This window comes from Amycolatopsis sp. NPDC004368 (assembly GCF_053602515.1).
On sequence record NZ_JBSGDT010000001.1, the window covers coordinates 185,398 to 204,680 of the forward strand.

At 68.6% G+C, this 19,283-nt stretch carries 19 protein-coding genes; 11 read left to right on the forward strand and 8 right to left on the reverse strand.

What is annotated here, in order from left to right; all coding sequences use genetic code 11:
• Nucleotides 1-12 precede the first annotated feature (12 nt).
• The gene (locus ACWEOE_RS00810; RefSeq protein ID WP_452002006.1) at nucleotides 13-1,299 is read right to left on the reverse strand and encodes an adenylosuccinate synthase; all 1,287 of its coding nucleotides are present in this window, start codon (nucleotides 1,297-1,299) and stop codon (nucleotides 13-15) included.
• A 73-nt stretch (nucleotides 1,300-1,372) separates the two neighbouring features.
• On the opposite strand from ACWEOE_RS00810, the gene ACWEOE_RS00815 reads away from it, so the two are divergent.
• The 3 genes from ACWEOE_RS00815 to ACWEOE_RS00825 all read left to right on the forward strand — a co-directional run bounded on the left by ACWEOE_RS00815 (nucleotide 1,373) and on the right by ACWEOE_RS00825 (nucleotide 4,145).
• On the forward strand, nucleotides 1,373-2,044 hold the full coding sequence (locus tag ACWEOE_RS00815) for a hypothetical protein (RefSeq protein ID WP_452002009.1): 672 nt from the start codon (nucleotides 1,373-1,375) through the stop codon (nucleotides 2,042-2,044).
• Nucleotides 2,045-2,191: 147 nt separating this feature from the next.
• Nucleotides 2,192-2,830 carry an HNH endonuclease family protein gene (locus ACWEOE_RS00820; RefSeq protein WP_452002012.1) on the forward strand — a complete coding sequence of 213 codons (639 nt, stop codon included), beginning with the start codon at nucleotides 2,192-2,194 and terminating at the stop codon, nucleotides 2,828-2,830.
• 793 nt (nucleotides 2,831-3,623) lie between these two features.
• Complete coding sequence (locus ACWEOE_RS00825) at nucleotides 3,624-4,145, forward strand: hypothetical protein (protein WP_452002015.1); 522 nt, start codon at nucleotides 3,624-3,626, stop codon at nucleotides 4,143-4,145.
• On the opposite strand, the gene ACWEOE_RS00830 is transcribed toward ACWEOE_RS00825, so the two are convergent.
• Nucleotides 4,146-4,721: a hypothetical protein gene (locus ACWEOE_RS00830; RefSeq protein ID WP_452002018.1), complete on the reverse strand. Its 576-nt coding sequence runs from the start codon at nucleotides 4,719-4,721 to the stop codon at nucleotides 4,146-4,148.
• Nucleotides 4,722-4,963: 242 nt separating this feature from the next.
• Between ACWEOE_RS00830 and ACWEOE_RS00835 the strand changes: the two genes are divergently transcribed.
• Complete coding sequence (locus ACWEOE_RS00835; protein ID WP_452002020.1) at nucleotides 4,964-6,283, forward strand: outer membrane protein assembly factor BamB family protein; 1,320 nt, start codon at nucleotides 4,964-4,966, stop codon at nucleotides 6,281-6,283.
• Here ACWEOE_RS00835 and ACWEOE_RS00840 read toward each other — a convergent pair.
• Nucleotides 6,273-8,171 carry an FAD/NAD(P)-binding protein gene (locus tag ACWEOE_RS00840; protein ID WP_452003290.1) on the reverse strand — a complete coding sequence of 633 codons (1,899 nt, stop codon included), beginning with the start codon at nucleotides 8,169-8,171 and terminating at the stop codon, nucleotides 6,273-6,275. The two genes, ACWEOE_RS00835 and ACWEOE_RS00840, sit on opposite strands and share 11 nt — an antisense overlap.
• A gap of 352 nt (nucleotides 8,172-8,523) precedes the next feature.
• Here ACWEOE_RS00840 and ACWEOE_RS00845 point away from each other — a divergent pair, with 352 nt between their 5' ends.
• Nucleotides 8,524-9,783, forward strand: coding sequence for an MFS transporter (locus tag ACWEOE_RS00845; RefSeq protein WP_452002023.1), 1,260 nt, complete (start codon nucleotides 8,524-8,526; stop codon nucleotides 9,781-9,783).
• Nucleotides 9,784-9,991: 208 nt separating this feature from the next.
• Complete coding sequence (locus ACWEOE_RS00850; protein WP_452002026.1) at nucleotides 9,992-11,287, forward strand: GGDEF domain-containing protein; 1,296 nt, start codon at nucleotides 9,992-9,994, stop codon at nucleotides 11,285-11,287.
• Nucleotides 11,288-11,386: 99 nt separating this feature from the next.
• On the opposite strand, the gene ACWEOE_RS00855 is transcribed toward ACWEOE_RS00850, so the two are convergent.
• From ACWEOE_RS00855 to ACWEOE_RS00865, 3 genes are all read right to left on the reverse strand, one after another.
• Entirely contained in the window at nucleotides 11,387-11,617 is a 231-nt protein-coding gene (locus tag ACWEOE_RS00855; protein WP_452002028.1) for a DUF397 domain-containing protein, read from the reverse strand.
• Nucleotides 11,529-12,410: a helix-turn-helix domain-containing protein gene (locus tag ACWEOE_RS00860; RefSeq protein ID WP_452002031.1), complete on the reverse strand. Its 882-nt coding sequence runs from the start codon at nucleotides 12,408-12,410 to the stop codon at nucleotides 11,529-11,531. The genes ACWEOE_RS00855 and ACWEOE_RS00860 overlap by 89 nt, the downstream gene beginning before the upstream one ends.
• A 143-nt stretch (nucleotides 12,411-12,553) precedes the next feature.
• Entirely contained in the window at nucleotides 12,554-12,964 is a 411-nt protein-coding gene (locus ACWEOE_RS00865; RefSeq protein ID WP_452002033.1) for a DUF3151 domain-containing protein, read from the reverse strand.
• Nucleotides 12,965-13,196: 232 nt separating this feature from the next.
• Between ACWEOE_RS00865 and ACWEOE_RS00870 the strand changes: the two genes are divergently transcribed.
• The 3 genes from ACWEOE_RS00870 to ACWEOE_RS00880 are packed head-to-tail and all read left to right on the forward strand — an operon-like array spanning nucleotide 13,197 to nucleotide 15,079.
• Nucleotides 13,197-14,375: a hypothetical protein gene (locus ACWEOE_RS00870; protein WP_452002035.1), complete on the forward strand. Its 1,179-nt coding sequence runs from the start codon at nucleotides 13,197-13,199 to the stop codon at nucleotides 14,373-14,375.
• 31 nt (nucleotides 14,376-14,406) lie between these two features.
• Nucleotides 14,407-14,682, forward strand: coding sequence for a type II toxin-antitoxin system Phd/YefM family antitoxin (locus ACWEOE_RS00875; protein WP_452002037.1), 276 nt, complete (start codon nucleotides 14,407-14,409; stop codon nucleotides 14,680-14,682).
• 31 nt (nucleotides 14,683-14,713) lie between these two features.
• Complete coding sequence (locus tag ACWEOE_RS00880) at nucleotides 14,714-15,079, forward strand: type II toxin-antitoxin system VapC family toxin (protein WP_452002040.1); 366 nt, start codon at nucleotides 14,714-14,716, stop codon at nucleotides 15,077-15,079.
• Nucleotides 15,080-15,129: 50 nt separating this feature from the next.
• Here ACWEOE_RS00880 and fbaA read toward each other — a convergent pair whose 3' ends face one another.
• Together fbaA and ACWEOE_RS00890 are read right to left on the reverse strand one after the other, a co-directional pair.
• Entirely contained in the window at nucleotides 15,130-16,161 is a 1,032-nt protein-coding gene (gene fbaA, locus ACWEOE_RS00885) for a class II fructose-bisphosphate aldolase (protein WP_452002043.1), read from the reverse strand.
• A gap of 113 nt (nucleotides 16,162-16,274) precedes the next feature.
• Nucleotides 16,275-17,096 carry an LLM class F420-dependent oxidoreductase gene (locus tag ACWEOE_RS00890; RefSeq protein ID WP_452002046.1) on the reverse strand — a complete coding sequence of 274 codons (822 nt, stop codon included), beginning with the start codon at nucleotides 17,094-17,096 and terminating at the stop codon, nucleotides 16,275-16,277.
• A gap of 62 nt (nucleotides 17,097-17,158) precedes the next feature.
• Here ACWEOE_RS00890 and ACWEOE_RS00895 point away from each other — a divergent pair, with 62 nt between their 5' ends.
• Entirely contained in the window at nucleotides 17,159-18,073 is a 915-nt protein-coding gene (locus ACWEOE_RS00895; protein WP_452002049.1) for an aldo/keto reductase, read from the forward strand.
• A 315-nt stretch (nucleotides 18,074-18,388) separates the two neighbouring features.
• Nucleotides 18,389-19,276, forward strand: coding sequence for an SDR family oxidoreductase (locus ACWEOE_RS00900; RefSeq protein ID WP_452002052.1), 888 nt, complete (start codon nucleotides 18,389-18,391; stop codon nucleotides 19,274-19,276).
• Nucleotides 19,277-19,283: the final 7 nt, after the last annotated feature.

Consider the following 19,283-nt stretch of genomic DNA (forward strand, 5'->3'; position numbering starts at 1 on the left):
CGGCGAATCGACTCAGACGAACTCGTGGCGCACGATGGTCTGCTCCCGGCCCGGCCCCACGCCGATCGCCGAGATCCGCGCGCCGGAGAGCTCTTCCAGACGCTCCACATAGGACCGCGCGTTGGCCGGCAGCTCGTCGAAGGTGCGGCAGCCGGAGATGTCCTCGAACCAGCCCGGCAGCTCTTCGTACACCGGCACGGCGTGGTGCACGTCGGTCTGCGTCATCGGCATGTCGTGGGTGCGCCGGCCGTCCACGTCGTAGCCGACGCACACCGGCACCTTCTCCAGGCCCGAGAGCACGTCGAGCTTGGTGAGGAAGTAGTCGGTGATGCCGTTGACGCGCACGGCGTAGCGGGCGATCACGGCGTCGAACCAGCCGGTGCGCCGCGAACGGCCCGTGGTCACGCCGAACTCGCCGCCCTGCTTGCGCAGGTACTCGCCGGACTCGTCGTCGAGCTCCGTCGGGAACGGGCCGGAGCCGACGCGCGTGGTGTAGGCCTTCAGGATGCCCAGCACGGTGGTGATGCGGCCCGGGCCGATGCCCGAACCCGCGCTCGCGCCGCCCGACGTCGGGTTCGACGACGTGACGAACGGGTACGTGCCGTGGTCCACGTCGAGCAGCGTGCCCTGCGAACCCTCCAGCAGCACGGTTTCGCCGCGCTCGAGGGCCTGGTTGAGCTGCAGGCGCGTGTCGGCGATGCGGTGCTGGAACTTCTCGCCGGCGGCGAGCACCTCGTCGGCGATCTGGTTCGCGTCGAGCGCCTTGCGGTTGTAGACCTTCACCAGAACCTGGTTCTTGAACTCCAGCGCGGCTTCCACCTTCTGGCGGAAGATCTTCTCGTCCAGCAGGTCCTGCACCCGCACGCCGACGCGCGCGATCTTGTCCTGGTAGCACGGCCCGATGCCGCGGCCGGTGGTACCGATCTTGCGGCTGCCGAGGTAGCGCTCGGTGACCTTGTCGATCTCCACGTGGTACGGCATGATCAAGTGCGCGTCGGCCGAGATGCGCAGGCCGCCGGTGTCGACGCCGCGCTCCTCCAGGCCCGCGAGCTCCTTCAGCAGCACGCTCGGGTCGACCACCACACCGTTGCCGATGACGTTGGTCACCCCCGGCGTGAGGATCCCGGACGGGATGAGGTGGAGGGCGAAGTTCTCACCGTTGGGAAGGACGACGGTGTGGCCGGCGTTGTTGCCGCCCTGGTACCGGACGACCCACTGCACACGGTCACCGAGCAGGTCGGTCGCCTTGCCCTTGCCTTCGTCTCCCCACTGGGCACCGATCAGCACGATCGCCGGCATGTGACACTCCAGGTGTTCGATAGCAGGGAAGTGTCCCGATGGGACACGGGGTGGCGCTGGGAAATGCCGGTGCATGACTGTAACGGAGGACGCGGCGGTGCGCGGAATCGTGGTGGCCTGCGGTGAGGATCCGCACTCGTTCCCGGACCTCGCCGACGTGTCCATCGTGCGCGTCCCGGCGCTTCCCGGCAAGGCCGAAATCGACCCCTTGCTGGGGAAACACTCGCGGTTGATCGTCGCTGGGACCGACGCCGACCTCTCCGCGGTGCTTGTTCGGTTGTTGCGTACCGATCGGGTGTCGGGCGTGTCGGTCGGGTTCGTGCCCACCGAGCCGGGTTCGGCCGTCGCGGCGATGTGGGGGCTGCCCACCGACCCGGTCAAGGCCGTGCAAACCGCCCTCGACGCCGACGCCACGGTGGTCCCCCTCGTGCGCGACGACACCGGTGGCGTACTCGCCGGACGCGCTACTCTGCGTAACCTCCAGGGCCAAGCGTACTGCGACGAGCACCTCGCCTTCGACGGCGCCGCGGCGGCCGTGGAGGTGTCCTCCGACGCCGACGGCATCGTCGCGCGGGTGACTCGCGGGAAGCTCCTGAAGCGCACCGCGGTTTTCCACGGCCGTGCCTTCCAGCTCGGCTGCCTGCCGACGCTGTCGCTCGTGAGCGACGGCGTGGCGCACCCACGTGAGGTCACCAAGCGGACCTGGTACCGGCACACCGAGGATCTGCGCCTGATCCGTCCGTGACCAGTTTCATCCGTTAGTTCTAAGCCGGGTGGCCTAACAGCACCTTCTGTTCACTGAAGGTCTGTTACATGTCACCCGTAAGTGTTGCTTGCGCCACTTCCGTGGTCGATGGTGAATCCGTCCCACACTCGACACGGAGGCTGCAACATGCCCACAGCGCGTAGTGTTCGCAACTCCTTGACGGTCCTCGTCGGCATGACCCTGCTCGGCGGCACGATGGTCGGCATCGCCGACGCGACCCCGCCCGGCATCCCGTCGGCCGCCACGGCCAAGAGCGAGCTCGCCGGCCTCACCGTGAAGGCCGACGGATCGCTCACCGGCTACAGCCGCGACAAGTTCCCGCACTGGATCCAGCAGGGCAACAACTGCGACACGCGCGAGGTCGTCCTCAAGCGCGACGGCACGAACGTCGTCACCAACTCCAGCTGCACCGCCACCTCCGGCAAGTGGGTCTCGCCCTACGACGGCGCCACCTGGACCGCGGCGTCCGATGTGGACATCGACCACGTGGTGCCTTTGGCCGACGCCTGGCGCACCGGCGCTTCGTCGTGGACCACCGCGCAACGCCAGGCCTACGCCAACGACCTCTCCGACCCCCAGCTGATCGCCGTGACGGACAACGTCAACCAGGCAAAGGGCGACAAGTCGCCGGACCAGTGGAAGCCGCCGTCCACCGGCTACTGGTGCACCTACGCGCGCATGTGGGTCGCGGTGAAGTCGAAGTTCAAGCTCACGGTGAACTCGGCGGAGAAGTCGGCGCTGACGGACATGCTGGGCCGCTGCTGAGGTTCGGGGCACGGGCGCGGCAGTGATCCGGGGTCTGGGGAACGTTCTTCGACCGGCTGCGCTCGGTAGGGCGCCGGCGAGCGGCACGTGCTGTTCGTGCTGTTCGCCGGCGCCTGGGAGCTCACCGGCCCGCCAAAGCCAGGATCTGAAACGCGATCCTCGACTCCAGCAGACACCCACCCCGGTCCTGGCCGATCAGCTTTCCGATCTTTCCCAGCAGGTACCGGACCGTGTCTTTGTGCGCATTCTGGGAAACGGCCTCGCCTTGTGCCGCAACAAAGCACGCCACTTCTCCAGCAGCGGTGGCGGTTGATGACCATCGCTGCCGAGCAGAGCCGATCACCGAGGTTTCGCGGCTTCCACGCCGAGATCAGACTCGGCACGCAGTTTTCCGGAAGTTGTCCACACCCGGACCCGTCCAACCCGAGTTGTCCACAGATTTCTCGATCACCGTTTTCCAGCCCCTGACCTCGGTAAACTGGAACAGGGCAGCCCCCAAGGGAGGGCAGGGTTCCGGCAAAGTCTTGTGGCCTGGTTGCAGGGCGGGCACGGTCTCTGGTTGATCATGTGAGTGTCTAAGTCCCATGATCGTCTGAGAGAGCAGTGCCCGCTGCGCCATCGTGCCTGATCCCCACCATTGTTGATCGCTTGACCCCGCGTATCACCCCGGACACGGATATCTGCGGCCAGGGCCAGGATCGAGGCCACGGAATGGCGGATACCACGCCGGTCTCGTGGATCGGGTACCTGACGCAGGAGTTCACGCAGGTCCATAGCCCATTCCGGCAGCGGTGTGGCCGGAGCGCGCTCGTTCGCCGCGATCGGCGAATGGGCCGCGGATGCCCCGCAGCATGTGCTGGCCGCGCTGGGCGCGCGATTCGATTCCCGCCACAACCGGTTCGTCGCACCCGATGAAGCCACCGTGCGCCGGGTGACCGGCCGACTCGACGGTGACGTCCTCGATGACGTGATCAGTGCCTGGCTGATCGGGCGCGTCCGGGCAGAGCCCGATCCCGACATGCTGCCGGCGGCGATCGCGGTGGACGGGACATCCCTGCGCGGCACCTTCGCCCGCACCGGTGGCGCCGGAGTGCACCTGCTCGCCGCGATCACCCACGAGAACGCCATCGTGCTCGGGCAACGCCACGTCCCCACCGGCAGCAGCGAAATCACACCGCGCTCGGGATCACCAGCATCACCGCCCCCTGGGCTGATCCGGCGGCTTCCGTGCCAGCCCCGCCACCGCCGCGCGCGGCTGCGAGATGCTCGCGCGCACCCAACCCGTTCGCAGCGGCCAAGACCGTCGGCCGGCTGATCAGTCGTCGATGACGAACCACTTGCCGCCGCGGTATTCCATGGTGGCGTCGCCGATGTCGCTGTCGGTGAACTTGACGCTGGCGCGGATGGCGGTGGCCGGGATTTCGACCTTCGTCGAGCTCGTTTCGGTGACCCGGCCGCTGTCGACGGTCGCGCCGCGCAGTGCTGCCTTCTGCTGGGCGGAGATCATCTGGAACGTGATCGGGAACGTCTGCTCACACGGGCCCCAGCCCTCGTCCTCGGCCTTCTTCGCGGCCGGGCCCGCGATTTCGCAGGCCGTGGCGAGATCTTCCTTGCCGACGGCGTGCAGGAAGGCCTCGTAGCGCGCGATGGCTCCGGCGGCGGACTGCTCCGAGCCACCCGACGGCGCCTCGCTGGAGCCGGCCGGTTGCGTCGAGCTCGACGCCGGTGCGGACGAGGTGGCCAGGGGAGTCAAGCTGCCTGCAGAAGCCGGACCTGATGAAGCGAGAGCCGACGAAGCCGGGGCCGCCGAGCCGGCGACGCTGGCACCTGAGCATCCGGCGATCAGCAGGGCAGCACCCGTGGTCAGGACGAGCAGCGCGCGAGCGGACATGGCGGCACCTTTCGGATCAGGAAGAACACCCGGAGGGTAAGCGACAACGGATCGCCGGTGGGGCGGAACCGGAAAGCCCGGTGAATCGTCACACCGAGGTGGGTTTCACCGCCGGATCTTCGCCGGTGCGGCCCGCTGATCAGGAAATAGTGACACATTCGTGTGAACTGGCACATCGCGCGCACCCGCTCGGTTATGGTGCGGCGGTCGAAGCAGTGGACCTTGGGGGAAGGCAGACGCCCATGCGACGGACTCTGGTCATCGTGGCGTGTTTGGGGACGGCGATCACGGTCGCCGGCTGCGGGGGCGGCACCAACAACGGCTCCGCTTCGGTACCGTCCGGATCGGCTCCGGCGGCGCAGCAACCCGCGTCCACCGAACCGGCGGCCACGACCGCCGACCCGCCCACCGCGTTCGACACCGGCGCCGGGGTCGGCCTGCCCGCCGAGGCGCTGCGCGCCAACGTGGCCGGCAACGTCGTGTCGACGTTCACGACCTTGCGCGACCGCACCGCCTACATCATCACGCAGACCGCCCTGAACGCCGTGGACGTGCTGACCGGCCGGCAGAAGTGGACCGTTCCGGTCGTCGGCAAGCCCGGTGACCCGTACAACCAGAGCACGCCGTTCGTGAACGAGACCGGCCCGCGCCCGCCCGCGGTCGGCGACAAGCTCGCGGTCGGCGCCGTTCCGGTTCTCATGCCGGAGCAGGGCACCACCCCGGCCTACATCACGCTGTCGGTCGTCGCCGCGGACAAGAACAGCGGCACCAAGGCGTGGCAGGCGGACATCAAGGTGTCCGACGACCAGTACGCCGACGCCGGGAACGCGACCACGCAGGTCGTCGCCGTCACCGACAAGGCCGTGGTCGCGAGCTACAGCCAGGACGATGACCACATCACGGCCGCGCTCGACCCGGCCACCGGCAAAACCCTGTGGCAGCGCAAGGACTACCTGGCCGGCAGCCTCCACGGTGACGTCCTCGTGGGCACCGACTTCAACGTGGCCGAGAACGACTCGATGACCCAGGCCACCGCGCTCGACCTGACCACCGGGCAGCAGAAGTGGATCGGCGCGCGCGAGTCCTACGGGCTCACCATGATCCAGGCCGATCCGGCGCTCGTCGTGGCCAACCGCACCGACTACGGCAGCGGCCACGCCTTCCTGCTGTTCCTCGACCCCGCCACCGGCGCCGAGAAGACCAAGGTCGAAGGCGCGCACGGCTTCGGCACGCAAACCTACGGTGAGTGCCTCTACGACCAGCAATCCGTGCTGACGTGCGAGGAAGACGGCGTGCTCACCGGCTACGACGCCAAGACGGCGGCCAAGTTGTGGAGCCTGCCGGACCAGGCCGCGAACCGCGTCGCGCCGAGCGTCACCGTCGCCTGGCACGGCGCGCTGTACGGCAAAACGCAGGGCGGCCAGCCGATCGTGCTGGACGCCAAGACCGGCAAGGACCGGGCCACCGACAACGTGGGTGCGGCGCCGGTTCTGGTCAGCAGTTACGCCGGGGTGGGCGTGGACGACGACGGCAACCCGAAGGCGTACCCCGTCAGGAAGTGATCGGCTCCAGCGTCAGCAGTTCCCTTGCCAGAGCGTCGTTCTGCCGGAACATGATCGCGTTCGTCCGCGGCCGGGTGAAGGCACCCGGCGAGCGGATGCTCGTGTGCACGCCCATCGCGAACCGGCGCGGGTGCGGCGTCCCGGCGGCGTCGAGCAGGCGTGAATCGGTGATGCGCGTGGCGATGCGGCCCGACGGCCGGTCGTCGCCCAGCGCGTCCGGCACGGTTTCCTCGGCGAGCGTGCCGGCGTCGCGCATCTGGCGGAGCAAGCCGTCGAACGCGCGCGGCACGCTGGCTTCGGGCAGCCGGGCCTCGATCAACGTCCGGGCGCGCACCACGTCGGGGAAGCTCGAGCTCGACGCCGCGAAGTCCCCGGCCGCCTCGTCCGTGCTCACACGCAGATCCGCGCCCAGGAACGAAACCAGCCCGGCGTCGGCCAGCGCCAGCAGTTCCTCCAGGCGACGCGGCGGCGGGCCGCTCGCGTAGTACGAGAAGAAGCCGTGGAACCAGCCGTCCATGTCGGCGACCTGCGAGGCCGCCGAAAGCCGGCCCGACATCAGCAACGGCGGCAGTTGCCCGACCACGGACAACAACGCCATGAACGCCCCGAGATCCGCGCTGAACCGCTGGTCCGCGCGCCGCGCGAGGTCGGCTTCGACGTACTCGCGCACGGCCTTCCCGAAGTCCTCCGCGGACTCGAAGCGCGCGCCGCCGAACGGGCGGTCCAGCCGCTCCAGATCGAGCCGGTCCTCCTCGGCCGGCACCGCGGCGGCCACGAGCGCCGTCAGTTCCGCCGTGCCCCAGTCGAGGTCCGCGAACCGGTCGGCGAACACCGCGAAGTCCATCCGCACGCGGTCGGCGTGCCCGGTGAACAGCTCCGTGTAGTACGCCCACGCGAGCTCCTTCGCGATCAACGGCCACACGTCGGCGCGGAAGTCGATCTGCCCGGGCTTCGCGCACAGCTTCTCGATCGCGTACGCATCGAAGAACCTGGGCAGCTGCAACGGTTTCCCGCGCAGCCGGTAGCCCGTCTTGGCGTGGTAGGGCACCCCACGGCGCGAGCCGACGTGCAGCACCGGCTCGGCGCCGCTCGGGTGGTAGCGCAGCCCGCCGCCCGGCAGGTCCTCGAACCGGCCGCCGCGGCCTTCGGTGAGCAGCAGCATCAGGTCCACGAACGCGAGCCCGAAGCCGCGCACCAGCACCGGTTCACCCGCCGGCACGCCTGAGTAGTCGACGTCGGCAGTGTAGCCCGCCGGGTAGTACGCGAGGTCGTGGCGCTCGGCGAAGCCGGCGAGCGCGCTCTCGGCCGGGTCCGGCGTCGCATCGAGGTGGCCGACGGTCAGCAGCACGGCGTCGGCCGTGACCGCGGAGCCGTCGGCCAGCTGCACGCGCTGGGGCGGCCCGTCGTCGATCGCGACGGCCGAGCTCGCGTGCTCCACGACCTCGATCCCGTCGGGCAGCTCGGCGAGCACCTGCTCGTAGAACCAGCGCAGGTACAGGCTCTGCAGCCGCCGCGTGGGGAAATCCGTGCTCGCGAGCGCGTCGAACTCGGCGCGCAGGTCGTCGGGCACGGGGTGGAAAACGGTGCCCGCGCGCACCGCGCGAGCCCACTCGATGAGCGACGGCCCGGGCTTCACCGGCCCCGCCATGCGCACCGAGTCGTCCGTGTACATCGTCACGTCCTCGGGCATCGAGTTCATGCGCAGCAGCGGCGACTGCTCGTAGCGCCACACGCGGCCCGGGCCCACGGGGAACGGGTCGATCAGGTGCACCACGAAGCGCCGATCGCCGAGCAGCTCGGGAGCGTTGGCGCAGAGCCGTTCGAGGACGCCGACCCCGCGAGGTCCGGCGCCCACGACGGCGAGCGTGAAAGTCGGGTGATCGACCACGAACTCGAAGCTACGCCGTGAGACGGCCAGCAAGTGGCGCTCCCACAGAACGGAATCGCGCGAGGACCGGTGCACCTGCACTACACGAACTGGCATCCGGTCGAGTGTGGTGCAGGCCACATCACGCTACCCTCGTGATCTTGACGGTGGTCGGCGCTATGGTCTGGACACTCGGAGAACTGGCCGTGACCCGTTGGATACCGGCGAAAGAACCTAGAGATTCACCAACAGTCACGGGACACTGACCTTGGCCACTCACGTTTTGTGATTGGCCCGTGACCACGAGGTCCTAAGGTCACCGTCTGATCATCGTGCGGCACGGTCCGCACACGAATGTCGGGGAGAAGCACGCATGACGGCAGCACCGGGACGGGTGACGTTCCGCGAGGTCTTCGGGGTCGCCGAGTTCCGGGCGATGTGGTTCGGCGAGCTGCTGTCGATCGCCGGTGACCAGCTGGCCCGCGTCGCGTTGTCCGTGCTGGTCTACGCCACCACGCAGTCGGCCACGCTCACCGGCCTCACGTACGCCCTCACGTTCTTCCCGTCCCTGCTCGGCGGCATCTTCCTCACCGGCATCGCCGACCGCTTCTCCCGGCGCACGGTCATGGTGGCGGTCGACTCCGCGCGCGCGTGCCTGATCCTGCTGGTGGCCATCCCCGGGCTGCCGTTCTGGCTCCTGTGCGTGCTCGTGGGGTGCGTCTCGCTGCTGAACCCGCCGTTCAAGGCGTCGCAACTGGCTCTGCTGCCCCAGGTGCTCGAAGGCGACCGGTTCGTGGTCGGCATGGGCATCCGCAGCATGACGGTGCAATCGGCCCAGCTCGTCGGCTTCGCCGGCGGCGGCGCGCTGCTGCTGGCGGTCGACCCGCGCCTGGCGCTGGTGCTCGACGCCGGCACGTTCGTGCTTTCCGCGCTGTTCATCCGCTTCGGCGTGAAGGCGCGCCCGGCGGCCGCCAGCGGCGAGAAGCGCAAGCCGTTCCTCGCGTCGCTCAGCGCGGGCGGCAAGGTCGGCTTCGCGACGTCGGCGCTGCGGTCCCTGATGCTGTTCACGTGGCTGGCCGGCCTGATGCCCGTGTACGAGGGCATCGCGGCGCCGTACGTGGCGTCGTCCGGCGGTGGCCCCGAGGTGATCGGCCTGCTGCTGGCAGCCGACCCGGTGGGCAGTGTGATCTTCACCTTCATCTACACGCGCTGGGTGCCGGCCGAGGTGCGGCCGAAGCTGATCGGGCCGATGACGGCGCTCGCCGCGATCCCGCTGCTGCTGTGTTTCCTGCAGCCCGGGCCGGTCGCGTCGATCATCCTGTTCGTGATCTCCGGCGGTTTCGGCACGATCGCCCTGTTGCAGGCCACGGCTTCGCTCACGGTTGCGGTGCCCGACGAGTCGCGGGCGCAGACGATGGGCCTGTCCAACACCGGTCTCACGACCACGATGGGCGTGGTTCCCCTGATCGGCGGAGTCCTCGCGGACCACGTGAGTGCCCAAACGACCGTCGGAATCTTCGGCTTCGCCGGGATCTTGATTACGATTCCGCTAACGATCATGTGGCAGCGGACGTTCGCCGGCCGCTCGGCTGCGGGTACGCCGGAGGAAGCCACACGCGCCGAGCATGCCTGACATGCTCCGCGCGTGGGCTCTGACCTGCGCGACCTTGCGGTGCTGCTACGCGGTCACTGTTCCTTGCTGCGCATAGCTGGTCACCCTTCATCCGGCGTGTTCGGGAAAAATGTACACACCTAAGGCTCTTGTGGACAGGCGGCAAACGGCCCGAAACTGTGCGTGAGGAGATTGTCACCGGACATCTGCGCAAGGGCTTGGGGGAAAAATGGTCACATCGGGGGAACGGGCTGGACAGAACCTGGTCGCCGCGGTCAGGGGCTGGGCACTGTGGACGCGGCCGCGAAAGTGGATCGCCGCCACGCTCACGAGCATCGCGGTGGCCGCCGCGCTGACGATCGCGAGCACGATCCTGATCTCCGTCTCACTGGGCCAGCTCGGCATGTTCGCGCTGCTCGCGGGCCTGGCGATCGCCCAGACCGAAGTGACCCGGACCATCGAACGCCAGCGGCGGATGCTGAGCCAGGGCTTCCACATCACCGTTACGTCCGTGTGGCTGCTGCCCGCCGCGCTGCTCGTGCCGCCGCAGTTGGTGACCGCCTTGACCGTCGTGATCTACGTCTACCTCGCGTTCCGCAGCTGGAACGGCACCCGTCCGGGTGAAGGCCACCGCGTCGCCGCGAACGCGACGACGATGACCCTGTCCGGTTTCGGCGCAGCGCTCGCCGGCCACCTCGCGGGTGGCCAGGGTGTGACCATGGTCGCCGCGGCCGCCGTCGGCTACTTCCTCGTGAACACCGCGCTGACCGGCCTCGGCCTCTACCTCGCCGACCCGGCCAAGGCGACGCCCGCGTCCTGCCTCGGCACCATGGACGACAACGTCCTCGAGGCGTCGATCCTGTGCGTCGGCGGTCTCCTGACGATGGTGCTCACCGACCAGCCGCTGCTGTCGGTGCTGGTCATCCTGCCGCTGTACGTGCTGCAGCGCTCGGTGCTGATCAAGCGCCTCGAGGAGCTCGCGACCACCGACCAGAAGACGCAGCTGCTCAACGCCACCACCTGGCAGGACGGTGCGCAGCGCGAGGTCTCCCGCGCCGAGCGTGAGAACGGCAGCTTCGGCGCGCTGATGATCGACCTCGACCACTTCAAGTCCATCAACGACACCTTCGGCCACCTCGCCGGCGACGACGTGCTCAAGGCCGTCGCCGCCGTCGTCAAGCAGGAGACCCGCGCCCACGACCTGGTCGGCCGCTTCGGCGGCGAGGAGTTCGTGGCGCTGCTGCCCTCCACGTCGAAGGAAGACGCGATCATCACCGCGGAGCGCATCCGCCGGCGCATCAGTGAGCTCGTGATCCCCACGCACACCAACGAAGGCGCGGCCGTCGAGATCTCCGAGCGCACGGCCTCGATCGGCGTCGCGTCGTTCCCCCTCGACGGCACCAGCGTCGACGAAGTCATGGCCTCCGCGGACGCCGCCGTCTACGCGGCGAAGCACGGTGGCCGCAACCGGGTCATCGGCGCGGAGTCGTCGGCCGCCTCACTCCCGCAACTGGCCGCCGCCTGATCTCGCAGAGCCCGGCCGGCTACCTCCCCCTCGGCGGGCCGGGCTCTGCTCCTCTTCGGGCCAACAGTTCCCCTTCTCAGGACATATGACCCAAGGTCGTCAACGCAGGTGTCGAAGGAAGGCCTGCCACGCGGACGCGGGGTACGTGTGGCCGGGCAAGGTTGGCGCTTTCGAGTCCCGCACCAGCACAGCGGTCCGATCGAGCGCGACCTCGACGCAGGCGCCTTCTTTGTCGCTGTAACTACTCTTGCGCCACTCCGGGTTGGTCTCCAGCACGTTCTTCGATCTCCTCCGTAAGCCGGGTAGCCAGCGCGGTGGAGTCAGCCGCACTCAGGGCGACTTTGCGGATCCCCTCGATGGCCGCGCGGTACTGCTGCACATCGTAGTCATCGGCCACGAAGGCGCCCGAACTCAAATGCTCGAAGTAGACCACCGGTCGCGAGTCGCGAATGGTGTAGAGGATGAATCGCCCGGCGAGGCCGGGGTGCCAGCCGATACCCGACGGCACGACGCGAATGGTGATGGTCGGCCGCAGGGACAAACTCGCGAGTGCGCGCAGCTGAGCCGCCATGGTGGCCGAACTGCCCAGCGTGTCCCGCAACGCCGCTTCTCCCACCAGCGCCTCGAACGGCAACGGTTCCGCGCCGACAATGAGCTCCCGCCGCTCCATCCTGACCGCGATCCGTCGCTCGACCTCAGCGGCCGCCAAACCGGTCGACTCCAGCAGCGCCCGCGTGTAGTCAGCGGTTTGCACCAACCCAGGAATCCCCAGCGGCGACCACTCCACCATCGCCTTCGCGGCCCGCTCGCAGGCGACCAGACAATGCAGCTGGTTCGGAGTGCCAGGTCGGCCGTAGGCAATCCACCCTTCTTCGGCCGATCCGCGAGCCAGGTTGAGAATCCGCTCCTTTTCGTCACCGACAACTCCGAGCGCGCCCAACAACCCGGACACATCCTCCGGTGTCGGCGCCCTCGTGCCGAGTTCCCAATGCACCACCAACGAGGGGCTGATCCCCACTCGCCGAGCGAGTTCTCGAACCCCGTAATGCGCACCAAGCCGCGCCGCTCGAAGAGATGCGCCCAAGGTGCGAACCCTGGGCGTCAGCATGGCGGTGGTTTTCATTCACCAACGGTAAAACGTACCCAGTTGGGCACACGTACGTTCACACGGGAGATCACCCGAACGAACGCCGCCGGCTCAAAGCGAAAGCGCCCGACCGCGATTGCGGTCTGCGGAAGAACCCTCCGCAGACCACAATCCCTCGGCTACTTCAGTCCCGTCGCTTCGGCGGCAGCCGGGTCGGATTCCGTGAGGAACGTCTTCACGCGCTCGTACTCCTCCGTCTCCCCGATCCGCCCCGCGGCGATGCCGAGCGCGGCCAGCGCGCGGAGGAAACCCTGGTTCGGCCGGTGCGACCACGGCACCGGGCCGAAGCCCTTCCAGCCGGCGCGGCGGAGCTGGTCGAGGCCGCGGTGGTAGCCGGTGCGCGCGTAGGCGTAGGCGGCGACCGTTTCGCCGTCCGCGAGGGACTTTTCGGCGAGCGTGGCCCACGCGGCGCTGAAGTCGGGGTGCTCGGCGGCGACGGCCGACGGGTCGGTGCCCGCGTCGAGGGCGGCCTGGGCCGCGGTGTGCTCGGGCAGCAGCGTCGGCTCGGGGCCAAGGAGGTTGTGCGTCATGCCGACATTCTGCCTGCGCCCGGGGGTGCTCAGAGGAACAGGCTCGTCAGCACGCCTCCGCCGGCCAGCACGAGGGCGGCGACGACGACAGCGGCGACAACGCGTTTCGGCATCATGGCGCGACACCCTGCCGTGAAGAACACCGTCGAGGCAAATCCGCCACCCGTAGGGGTGAACCCTGGTTTTCGAGCCGTTTACCACCTTCCGCACCACCGCCGCCCGCGCGCCGGGAATGATGTCCGGCATGACGCAGGTAGACGTGATCCCGCGGAGCCCGGTCGGGAAGACCCGGCTGTTCTTCCAGCGGCACTGGCAACGCGGCGCGGCGGGGCAGCCGACGCCCGCGTGGGTGCTGCGGTTCTGCTACGGGATGTGGCTCGCGGCGTTCGCGTTCAAGCTGCTGGGCTCGTCGTGGGACATGTCGTGGCACTTCAAGTGGCTGCGCGACGACCTGGCGCCCCCGCACCTGATCAACACCGTCGGCACGGTGATCATCATCGTGCTCGTCGCGATCCACAGCTACACGGGCCTGGGCTGCGACAAACCCTCGCTGCGGCTGATGCAGACGGGGCTCGTGGTGTTCCTCGTCGCGGCGCCGCTCGACGTGATCAACCACCGCGTGAACGGCCTCGACCTCACCGCGTGGAGCCCGTCGCACATGATGCTGTACCTCGGCACGGGCATCATGCAGGCCGGCGTGCTGCTCGGCTGGGTGCGCCTCGCGCCGCCGGGCCGCTTCCGCACGGGCGTGCTGCTCGCGCTGTGGGGGTTTTTCCTGGAGAACACGTTCTTCCCCAACGGCCAGCAGGAGTACGGCATCCTCGGCCTGCGCGCGTGGGAACGCGGAGCGCCGGAGGCCGAGCCGTCGCTGCTCAGTTTTGCGGCGAACCAGATCGGTCACCCCGTGGACCGCACCGCGATCCTGCACTTCACCATGCCGATCCCGGAGTGGGTCTACCCGCTGTGGGGCATCGGCGTCACGGCGTTGATCCTCGCCCTTGCGCGCCACACCCTCCGTTTCCGCTGGGCCGCGCTGTCGGTGGCGGGTGCTTACGTGGGCTACCGCTGCGTGATGTGGCCGCTGCTGCTGGGGCTGGGTTTTCCGGTGTCGACGGTGCCGTTCTACCTGTTGGCGGTCGGGCTGGCGGTGGACCTGGCCTTCACGATCGGCGCCGGCCGCCACGTCGCCACGGCCGCGATCGGGGCGCTGCTGGTGTCGGCGTTCGGGTACGGCGCGTTGTGGCTGCAGTCGCAGTTGCGGGTGTGGTTCCTGGGGGACGCGCCCACGGAGTCGGCGCCGCCGGTGGCGTACTGGACGGTGGCCGTGGCGCTGGTGGGGGTGTTCGTGTTGTGGGCTGCGGCTGAGCCGGTGACCCGCAGGTGGACCTCTCGACACACGGTGACCCTGTAGCTAGTGGTGCTACATGGGCTACTCTCGGACTATGAAGGTGATCACCCAGCGGGAGTTCCGTAATCACTCCGCCGCCGTGATGGATGCCGTCGAGGCCGGTGAAATCTTCGTCGTGACCCGCAATGGTGTTGAGGTCGCCGAGGTACGCCCAGTGATCCAGCGACGCCGAATCACCGCTGCCGAGCTAGTGGAGAAGCGGAAGCGGATGCCACGGGTCGACCCCGACGAGTTGCGTCGCGAGGCGGATGAATTCTTCGGGGAAGACCGAGTCGGCGACGACGACCCGTGGGAACGCGCGCGTGGCTGATCGGCATGAGACCGGAGTGCTGGACACTTGCGTGTACCTCACGGTCGACACCCTGGATCCGGCGACACTGCCGCCTTATCCGCTCCTCACGACGGTGACGATGGCCGAACTGCACCAAGGCATCGCGATGGCAAAAGACGCGGCTTCGAGGGCCGCCCGCACCGAGGAAGTGGGAGCGGCGATCGTCGACTTCGTCCCACTGCCCTTCGATGCCGAAGCAGCTGCACGCTACGGCAGCCTGGTCGCGCTCACGCTCGCAGCAAAGCGGGACTCGAGGGCACGCAAACTTGACCTGATGATCGCAGCAATCGCTTCATCGCGAAGCCTGCCGCTGTACACCCGCAATGCGAAAGACTTCCGTGGACTGGAGAGCCTGGTCGAAATCATCGAGGTCTGAGAACGACGAAGGGCCCCGCGGGAGCAGGGCCCTTCGTCGAAACCCAAACCTTACTTGACCTTCGTGCCCGCCGAGCCCAGTGCCTGGCAGGCCTCCACCACACGGGCGGCCATGCCACCCTCGGCGGCCTTCAGGTACGAACGCGGGTCGTAGACCTTCTTGTTGCCCACTTCGCCGTCAATCTTCAGCACGCCGTCGTAGTTCTTGAAGAAGTGGTCCACGATGGGGCGCGTGAAGGCGTACTGCGTGTCGGTGTCGACGTTCATCTTCACGACGCCGTAGGTCACCGCCTCGCGGATTTCCTCGGGCAGGGAGCCCGAGCCGCCGTGGAAGACGAGTTCGAAGGGCTTGGCGCCGGCGTCGAGGCCGAGCTTCTTGGCCGCGGCTTCCTGGCCGCCCTTGAGCACGTCCGGGCGGAGCTTGACGTTGCCCGGCTTGTAGACGCCGTGCACGTTGCCGAAGGTCGCGGCCAGCAGGTAGCGGCCGTTCTCGCCGGAGCCGAGGGCGTCGATCGTCTTCAGGAAGTCGCCTTCGGCGGTGTAGAGCTTCTCGTTGATGTCGTGGGCGACGCCGTCTTCCTCGCCGCCGACGACGCCGATCTCGACCTCGAGGATGATCTTCGCCGCGGCCGTCTTGGCGAGCAGCTCCTGCGCGATCTGCAGGTTCTCGTCGAGGTCGATCGCGGAGCCGTCCCACATGTGCGACTGGAACAGCGGGTTGCGGCCGTTCTTCACGCGCTCGGCCGAGATCTCGATCAGCGGGCGGACGAAACCGTCGAGCTTGTCCTTCGGGCAGTGGTCGGTGTGGAGCGCGACGTTGACGTCGTACTTCGCCGCCACGACCTGGGCGAACTCGGCCAGCGCGGTCGCGCCGGTGACCATGTCCTTCACCTTCTGCCCGGACGCGAACTCCGCGCCGCCGGTGGAGAACTGGATGATCCCGTCGCTCTCCGCCTCGGCGAACCCGCGGATCGCGGCGTTCACGGTCTCCGACGAGGTCACGTTGATGGCCGGGTAGGCGAACTCGTTCGCCTTGGCCCGGTCGAGCATCTCCGCGTAGACCTCGGGGGTGGCGATGGGCATCGTTTCCTCCTCGGAACTGACTGGCTTCTCAGCCGCATCGTACGAGGTGGACCGGCCGCGTGGGCCGGTCCACCTCATTTGGGACGCCTATGGACATCCTCACGTGGAACGATTCAGAACAACTCCGCCGCCAGTGCCCGGTAAGCCGGGAACGGGTCGGAGTTCAGGACCTGGATGTTCACGTGGTCGGCACCCGCGTCGAGGTGCGCGCGCACGCCCGCCGCGATGGTCGGGGCGTCGCCGTGCAGGGCCAGCGCGTCGACGAGGCGGTCGCTGCCCTCGCCGGCGAGGTCTTCGTCGGTGAAGCCGAGCTTGCGCAGGTTGGCCGTGTAGTTCGACAGGCGCAGGTAGAACTGCACGGTCTTGCGGCCGATCGCACGGGCTTTTTCAACGTCGGTGTCGAACACCACCTTGTGCTCGGGCGCGATCAGCGGACCGGCGCCGAGGATCTCGCGCGCGGTGCGCGTGTGCTCGGGGGTCGTGAGGTACGGGTGGGCGCCGGCCGTGCGATCGCCCGAGAGCTTCAGCACCTTCGGCCCGAGCGCCGCCAGCGCGCGCGACTCCTTCGGCACGCCCGCCGCGTCGAGCGCGTCGAGGTATTCGACGAGGGCCGCGTAGGGCTTCTTGTACTCCTGCGTGGCCTCGGGGTGGCCCGCGCCGATGCCGAGGAGGAACCGGCCGGGGTGGTTCTTCTCGATGCGGTGGAACGCCTTCGCGATCGACTCGGGGGCGTCGGCCCAGATGTTGACGATGCCCGTCGCGATGGTGAGGTGCTCGGTCGCGTCGAGCAACTCGTCGACGATCGCCAGGTCACCGCCGGGGGAACCGCCGAGCCACAGTGCGCCGTAGCCGAGCTTCTCCACCTCCGCCGCGAGCTCGCCGTTGGTCTGCGTGGCACCACGCCAGATGCCGATCCTGCCCAGTTGGATAGCCATGATCCGTCTCAACGCCCATCTCCCGGCGGATTCTTCCGGGTTCCGAGTTGTAGTTTCGTGGCATGACCAAGCTCGGCAACTCGGACCTCGACGTCTACGGCCTGAACCTCGGCTGCAACGTCTTCAACTTCACCGCGGACGAAGAGACTTCCCACGCGGTCCTCGACGCCTACGCTTCAGCCGGCGGCAATTTCCTCGACACCGCCGACGTGTACGGCGGTGGCGGCGGCTCCGAGACGATCATCGGCAACTGGCTCACCAAGCGGGGCCGCCGCGACGACCTCGTGATCGCCACCAAGGTCGGCGCGTGGGAAGAACGCCAGGGCCTCTCAGCCGCCAACATCACCGCCGCCGCCGAGGACTCGTTGCGGCGCTTGCAAACCGACCACATCGACCTGTACTACGCACACAAGGACGACCAGGACACCCCGCTCGAGGAGACGCTGGCGGCGTTCGACTCCCTCGTGCGCGCGGGCAAGGTCCGCTACATCGCGGCGTCGAACTACTCGGCCTCGCGGCTCGCCGAAGCACTGTCCATTTCGGACCGTGAGGGCTTCGCTCGGTACGTCGCCCTTCAGCCGCACTACAACCTGGTCGAGCGGGACTACGAGACGACGCTGGCGCCCACGGTCTCCCGCGAGGGCCTGTCGACGCTGCCGTACTTCGCGCTGGCCAAGGGTTTCCTCACCGGCAAGTACCGCTCGGCCGACGAGCCCGGCGACTCCCCGCGCGCCCCGCGGGCCATCGCTTACCTCGACGACCGCGGCGAACGCGTGCTGGCGGCGCTGGACTCGATCGCCTCGGCGCACGGGACTTCCGTCGCCGCGGTGGCGTTGGCTTGGCTGCGGGTGCAGCCGACGGTCGCCGCGCCGATCGCCAGCGCTCGGACAGTGGAGCAGTTGACGGATCTGGTGGCTTCGGTGTCGTTGGAGCTGACGGCGGATGAGGTCGAGGCGTTGAACAAGGCGTCGGTGTAGAGAGCACGGCGTTTTCGGTGCTCGATCGGCCAGTTGTCCACAGATGCGTCGAGTTGTGGACAACTTGGCCGCTCGACGGCGGGAACAGCGGTTTTGTCGGGCCAGCCCGATAGACTGAGTCAGGGGCGGCCCCCAGGGAGGGCGGGGCCTGCCCTGGCGCGATTCATGGCCACCGCCCGCAGCAAGCACCCCGAGTCACCAGCCTCCACGCACCGCCGCCAGCTCCGGCAAGGTACCTACTGGTAAGTAGCTTACCCCGGGTAGGTTGAGGTACCGTCCCCTCCACAAGCGCAAACGCACGCCGAGGAGGGCACCGTGGCCAGAAACGTCGATGGCAAGGTCGCGCTGATCACCGGGGCCGCACGGGGGATCGGGGCCGGGTTGGCCGAGCGGTTGGCCGCACGGGGCGCCAACGTCGCGCTGGTCGGCTTGGAGGCTCAGGAGCAGGAGCAGGTCGCCCGGAAAATCGGGAAGAACGCCAAGTCCTGGGAAGCCGACGTGACCAGCTGGGCGGACCTCGAACAGGCCACCGCCGAAGTCGTGGAGCACTTCGGGGGCATCGACATCGTGATCGCCAACGCGGGGATCGCCACGGCCGGTTTCGTGCGGAGCGTGGACCCGAAGGCGTTCGAGAAGGTCATCGAGGTCGACCTGCTGGGCGTGTGGCGCACGTTCCGCGTCACGCTGCCCCACGTGATCGAGCGGCGGGGCTACCTGCTGGCGATCTCGTCGCTGGCCGCGATCACGCACGCGCCCGGCATGGCGAACTACGCGGCAGCGAAGGCGGGCGTCGAGGCGTTCTCCAACAGCCTGCGGGCGGAGGTGGCGCACCTCGGCGTGAAGGTCGGCGTCGCGCACCCCACGTGGATCCGCACGGACCTGGTCGAAAGTGCCGACGCGCACCCCGTGTTCGGCAAGCTGCGTGCGTCGATGCCGGGGCTGATCGGGAAGACCTACCCGCTCGACGTGGCGCTCGACGACCTCGAAGCGGGCATCCTCAAGCGCGCGCGGACGATCCACGTGCCACGCTGGGTCGGCGGCCTCAAGCTGCTGCGCGCGTTCCTGCCGCCGATCGTCGAGCTCGGCGCGCGGGCCCGCGTGCCGGCGGCGGACAGGGCCGCGCTGGACGACATCGAGCAGCGCGGCGCGTACGAGTCGGCGGTGACCGGCCACGGCGGGCGGGCTGCGACGAAACCCGAATAGGAGCGCG